Below are 6,000 nucleotides of genomic sequence, written 5' to 3' on the forward strand. Positions count from 1 at the left end.
AAACTGAGGCTATGGAGCCCCGGTTCCTGCAGATGTCAGACGTTGCGGAAATCCTCAACGTCACATCGTCGCAGGTGTACCACATGGTGCGCAGCGGTGATCTACCCGCCATCAAGGTGGGTGGCCGTGGGCAGTGGCGCGTGGAGCGCTCCAAACTCGAGGAGTACATCGAGCGCAAGTATGCGGAAACCGCCGCCTGGGTGCAGGCGAACCCCCTCGTCCTCCGCGACGAACCCGAGGACGACACCCCGTAGTGGGGATTTGGGTGAGTTGTCTCTTTGCCCGTCGTAGGCAAACGAAGGTAAACGCAAGGGTCTTGAGTGATTTGCCTCCGGGCCGGTACAACTTTGTGGAGGGTTACTGAAGGCAATCGAAAGCAAACGCAAGATCGGAGCGTTCGGGATGTCTGCGCCCACCGTGGCCGTCGCCACCGATTACCCGCCGGTCCGGATCCGCCGGGCACCCCGGTTGGAGCCTCCGTTCGACGACGAGGACGACCCGACCTGGCCGCTGGCCGCGTCCGCCGGTCACGTCGCGGCGGGTGCCGGTGCGGCCGGCGCCGGTGCGGCCGGCGTGCTGGCTCAACCCGGGCGGGGTCCGCGTACCCAGCGTCCGGTGACGCCACGTCCCCCACGCGGTCCGGCCGAGATCCCCGGGGCGGCTTCGGTCGGCGCCGCCGAAGGCAGCCCCGCCCAACCCGGGACCGCCCATCCCGGAGCGGCCCAACCTGGGAAGGCCGTCGGCATTGCGCAAGCGGCCGCCGGACCTGGGCCCGGATTGGGGCGGCGCCAACCGTCACCCGGAGCCATGGCGGCCCAGCGATTCGTCGGCGTGGCCGTCGAGATTCTCAACGGCCACCGGGCCGTCAGTCACCTGCGGGCCGTCACCGCACCGGCGGATCTCAAGCAGGTCACCGACCAGTTGGTCGGCCGCACGAACCGGACGTACCTGGGCCGCCCGGGCCGTACCGTGGCGACGCCGCCGCGGGTGCGGTTGCTCGGGATGCGGACCTGCGAACCGCGGGACGGGGTGATCGAGGCCGCCGTGGTGCTCGGATACGGGATCCACACCTGGGCGATGGCCGTCCGGATGGAGCGGCCGGCAGACGTCTGGCTCTGCAAGCTGGTGCAGGTCGTCTGAGCTCCGACCCGAACGCCGACTGGCCTTCCCGTGTGTGCGGGAAGGCCGGTCGGTGTGTCGAAGTTATTCGGCGCCGGGAGCGCCGTGGCAGCGCTTGTACTTCTTACCGGAGCCGCAGTAGCACGGTGCGTTCCGGGACGGGCCGCCGGTCGCGGAGGCCTGGCCCGGGGACGGCTTGCGGGCACCGGCCGCGGTGGGGGACGCCGGCCCGGATCGGCGGGTGCCGGCTGCCGTGCCCCCGCCTGCCGTACCGGCTGCCGTGCCACCGCCGGCCGCGCCGCTCGTGGCGGCACTGGCCCGGGCGGCACCGTCGCCGCCGCCCAGGCCCAGGGCGTTGCGGCTGGCGGTGGCGTTGCCGCCGACCTGCTTGGTGGTGGGCACCGGACGGGGTGCGCGGGCACCGCCGCGGCCGCGGGCCGGCCGGGGCTTCTCGGTACCCACACCCAGTGCGGGAGCGGACTCCTGGCTCTCGACGGCCACCGCACCGGAGCCGGCCGCGCCGTCGATCGTCGGAGCCGAGTACTGGAGGTTGCGGGGCAGGCGCTGGGCGCCCAGACCCTTGGCGTGGATCTCGACGTGCGGCTCCTCGACCGCGGCCTCGGCGGCCTCGACCTGGACCTCCAGGTTGAACAGGAAGCCGACGGCCTCCTCCTTGATGCCGTCGAGCATCTGCTGGAACATGTCGAAGCCCTCGCGCTGGTACTCGACCAGCGGGTCGCGCTGGGCGTAGGCGCGCAGGCCGACGCCCTCCTGCAGGTAGTCCATCTCGTACAGGTGCTCGCGCCACTTGCGGTCGATCACGGCGAGCAGCACCTGGCGCTCCAGCTCCCGGACCGCCTCCTCGCCGAGTTCCTCCTCGCGGGCGTCGTACGCGGCGTTCACGTCCTCCTTGAGGCGCTCCTCCAGCAGCTCGGGGCTCAGGCCCTCCTCGCCGCCGGCCTCGCCGATCAGGTCGTCGACCGTCAGGGAGACGGGGTAGAGCTGCTTCAGGCTGGTCCAGAGCTTGTCGAGGTCCCAGTCTTCGGCGCCGACGCCCTCGGCGGTGGCGCCGGTGACGTAGGCGGTGGTGACGTCGTCGAGCATGTTGCGGATCTGGTCGCCCAGGTCTTCGCCGTTGAGGACCTTCCGGCGCTCGGCGTAGATGACCGTGCGTTGCTGGTTGAGGACCTCGTCGTACTTGAGGACGTTCTTCCGGATCTCGGCGTTCTGGCCCTCGATCTGGGTCTGCGCGCTCTTGATCTGGCGCGACACCATCTTCGACTCGATGGGCAGGTCTTCCGGGATGTTGAGCCGGTCCATGACCGCCTCGACGGCACCGGCGCGGAACCGGCGCATCAGCTCGTCCTGCAGGGACAGGTAGAACCGGGACTCGCCCGGGTCGCCCTGCCGGCCGGAGCGGCCGCGGAGCTGGTTGTCGATACGGCGGGACTCGTGCCGCTCGGTGCCGAGCACGTAGAGGCCACCGGCGTCGACGACGTCTTCGTGCTCCTCCTTGCAGAGCTTCTTCCACCGGTCGACCGCGTCTTCCCAGGCGACCTCGTACTCCTCGGTCTCCGGCTCGACGCCGCGCTGGCGCAGCTCGGCGGCGGCCAGGTACTCGGGGTTTCCGCCGAGCAGGATGTCGGTACCGCGTCCCGCCATGTTGGTGGCCACCGTGACCGAACCGCGGCGGCCGGCCTGCGCGATGATCTCGGCTTCCTTGGCGTGGAACTTCGCGTTCAGCACCGCGTGCGGCACGCCGCGCCGGCGCAGCATCTGGCTGAGCAGCTCGCTCTTCTCGACGCTGACCGTACCGACGAGCACCGGCTGGCCCGCCTCGTGCCGCTCGACGATGTCGTCGACGACGGCGTTGTACTTCGCTTTCTCGGTCTTGTAGATCACGTCGGACTGGTCGGCCCGGATCATCGGAAGGTTGGTGGGGATGCTGATCACGCCGACCTTGTAGACCTTGTTGAACTCGGCCGCCTCGGTCTGCGCGGTACCGGTCATGCCGCCGAGCTTCTCGTAGAGCCGGAAGTAGTTCTGCAGCGTGATCGTGGCGAGGGTCTGGTTCTCCTGCTTGATCTCCACGCCCTCTTTGGCCTCGATGGCCTGGTGCATGCCCTCGTTGTAGCGCCGGCCGTGCAGGATGCGACCGGTGAACTCGTCGACGATCAGCACCTCGCCGTCGCTGACCACGTAGTCCTTGTCCTTGCGGTACAGCTCCTTGGCCTTCAGCGCGTTGTTGAGGTAGCCGACCAGCGGGGTGTTCACCGACTCGTACAGGTTGTCGATGCCCAGCTGGTCTTCGACCCGGGCGACGCCGCGCTCGGTGATCGAGATGGTGCGCTTGGACTCGTCGACCTCGTAGTCGAAGTCGATCTCGCCGCCGCCGTCCTTGTCGGCCTTGCCGGAGTCGAGCCGCTTGACCACGCGCGCGAACTCGCCGTACCAGCGGGCCGACTGCTCGGCCGGACCGGAGATGATCAGCGGGGTGCGGGCCTCGTCGATGAGGATCGAGTCGACCTCGTCGACGATCGCGAAGTTGTGGCCGCGCTGCACCAGTTCCTCGTTCGACCACGCCATGTTGTCGCGCAGGTAGTCGAAGCCGAACTCGTTGTTGGTGCCGTACGTGACGTCACAGAGATAGGCCGCGCGGTGCTCGCTGGCCGGCACGTTGGGCAGGATCACGCCGACGGTGAGACCGAGGAACCGGTGCACCCGGCCCATCCACTCGGCGTCGCGCTGGGCCAGGTAGTCGTTCGTGGTGACCACGTGGACGCCCTTGCCGGACAGCGCGTTGAGGTACGTCGCGAGCACGATGGTGAGGGTCTTTCCCTCACCGGTCTTCATCTCGGAGATGTTGCCCCAGTGCAGCGCCGCCCCGCCCATGAGCTGGACGTCGTACGGCCGCTGCCCGAGCACCCGGTGCGCCGCCTCGCGGACCGCAGCGAACGCCTCCGGCAGCAGGTCGTCAAGCGTCTCACCGTCCTCCAACCGTTCCCGGAACTGCTCGGTCAGAGCCGCGAGTTCCTCATCGGTGAGCTCGGTGTAATTCTCCTCGATGTCGTTGATGGCCTTGGCCACGGCCTTGAGCCGTTTGACCATTCGGCCTTCGCCGGCACGAAGGATTCTCTCGAAAATCGACACGGGTCAGCGCTCCCTCAACGTCCTGCGGCAACCATCGTAGGCGTATAGGTGGGTCGCTTGCCCACAGCGCCCGACAAGCGGGGCGTTTCGGGCGGCCGAGGTGGACGTCGGGCGGGGTGATGGCAGTATCGCCACCCATGGAATCAACGTCGCAGCGGTTCGGTCTGGTCGCCGAGTCAATCGACGGCGCCGGCGTCCGGGTGCGTCGCTACCGCGATGACGACATCGCGGCGGTCCAGGCGGCCTGCGACGACCCGCTGAGCCAGCGGTACCTGCCGATGCTGCCCAGCCCGTACACGTTCGACGACGCCGACTGGTGGGTCCGGGAGGGCTCGCTCGCCGCGTTCGAGCGCGGCGGCGGGAACTTCGCGATCGCCGATCCGACAACCGACCAGTTGATCGGCGGCATCGGGATCACCCACGAGCAGAACGGCAACGGCGAGATCGGCTACTGGGTGGCGCCGTGGGCCCGGAGCCGCGGCACCGCCACCGCCGCCACCCGTGCCCTGACCGACTACGCGTTCGCCAGCGGCTACGGCCGCATGCAGCTGCGCACCGAGTGGGAGAACACGTCGTCGCAGCGGGTGGCGCTGGCGGCCGGGTTCCGGCGGGAGGCGGTGCAGCGGAACTCGGCGCTGGCCCGCACCGGCGGGCGGCACGACCTCATCGTGTGGTCCCGGCTCGCCGACGACCCGCCCGGCCCGGTTCACCGGGTACTGCCCGACCTGGCCGACGGCCGGCTGACCGACGGCACGGTGACGCTGCGCCCGCTCGACCCGGCCGACGGCGAGGCCATGTACGGCCTGCACCGCGACCCGGACGTCATCGCGGCCGCCTACCGTACCGGCCCGCTGGAGCCGGCCGAGGTGTCGCGGATCTGCGCCCGGGCCGGGGCGCACTGGCTGGCCGGCACCCGGGCGCACCTCGCGGTGCTCGACACGGCGTCGGGCGCGTTCGCGGGCGACATCGGGCTGTTCGACCTGTCGCCGGCCGGGGTGGCGAACCTCGGGTACTCGCTCAGCCGGCAATGGCGCGGTCGCGGTATCGCGACCCGCGCGGCGCGGCTGCTGAGTGGTTGGGCCCTGGCCGGCCGGCCCGACGGCGGTGCCGGGCTGAACCGGCTCGTGGCCGGGACAGATCCGGGAAACACGGCGTCGCAGCAGGTTCTGACCAGGGTGGGATTCACCCGGGAGGGGTATCAGCGCGGCCACCTTCCCGCCCCCGGGGGCGGCCGCGCCGACGTGGTCTCCTACGCCCTGCTTGCCACGGACCTCACGAACTCACGTTCAGGCTGAGGACCCCGTAGTCGTACGCGCGGCGTCGGTACACCACGCTCGGCCGCCCCGACTCCTTGTCGTTGAACAGGTAGAAGTCGTGGCCAAGCAGCTCCATGTGGAACAGTGCGTCTTCGACCGTCATCGGTTCGCCCGGATGTTCCTTCTCCCGGACGAGCCGCCACGGCTGATCGTCGTCCTGTGAATCGTCCCAGGTTTCCATATCGTGGGATTCGTTGGTGGGCCAGTCGGTGTGCTGAGCCGCCGGTTCCGCGACGGCGACCGACGCCATCTGCGGTGCCGCGAGCGGCGCGGTGGCCGCCGCGACAGAGACCGGTGCACGCCGCCCGCGGTGGATGCGGCGCCGGTCGGCCGCCCGGCGAAGGCGGCTCTCGAGCTTGCTGATGGCGGCGTCGAGTGCGCTGTAGAAATCGGCGGCACACGCCTCGGCCCGGAT

At 70.0% G+C, this 6,000-nt stretch carries 5 protein-coding genes; 3 read left to right on the forward strand and 2 right to left on the reverse strand.

All coding sequences use genetic code 11. The annotated features are described in order from the left end of the window. The first annotated feature begins 11 nt into the window (after positions 1–11). Together Vau01_RS02475 and Vau01_RS02480 are read left to right on the forward strand one after the other, a co-directional pair. A complete protein-coding gene (locus Vau01_RS02475) occupies positions 12–254 on the forward strand; it encodes a helix-turn-helix domain-containing protein (protein WP_203986558.1) in 243 nt (80 codons plus the stop codon). A 148-nt stretch (positions 255–402) separates the two neighbouring features. Beyond that, positions 403–1,140 carry an Rv3235 family protein gene (locus Vau01_RS02480; protein WP_203986560.1) on the forward strand — a complete coding sequence of 246 codons (738 nt, stop codon included), beginning with the start codon at positions 403–405 and terminating at the stop codon, positions 1,138–1,140. 63 nt (positions 1,141–1,203) lie between these two features. On the opposite strand, the gene secA is transcribed toward Vau01_RS02480, so the two are convergent. Next, positions 1,204–4,269 carry a preprotein translocase subunit SecA gene (gene secA / locus Vau01_RS02485; RefSeq protein ID WP_203986562.1) on the reverse strand — a complete coding sequence of 1,022 codons (3,066 nt, stop codon included), beginning with the start codon at positions 4,267–4,269 and terminating at the stop codon, positions 1,204–1,206. 164 nt (positions 4,270–4,433) lie between these two features. On the opposite strand from secA, the gene Vau01_RS02490 reads away from it, so the two are divergent. Next, positions 4,434–5,564, forward strand: coding sequence for a GNAT family N-acetyltransferase (locus Vau01_RS02490; protein ID WP_203986647.1), 1,131 nt, complete (start codon positions 4,434–4,436; stop codon positions 5,562–5,564). On the opposite strand, the gene Vau01_RS02495 is transcribed toward Vau01_RS02490, so the two are convergent. Continuing rightward, positions 5,542–6,000, reverse strand: a 459-nt coding sequence (locus Vau01_RS02495; protein ID WP_203986564.1) for an HPF/RaiA family ribosome-associated protein, incomplete at its 5' end; no start/stop codon positions are given. The two genes, Vau01_RS02490 and Vau01_RS02495, sit on opposite strands and share 23 nt — an antisense overlap.

Origin of the sequence: Virgisporangium aurantiacum (genome assembly GCF_016863635.1) — a bacterium.
Classification (GTDB): Bacteria; Actinomycetota; Actinomycetes; order Mycobacteriales; family Micromonosporaceae; genus Virgisporangium; species Virgisporangium aurantiacum.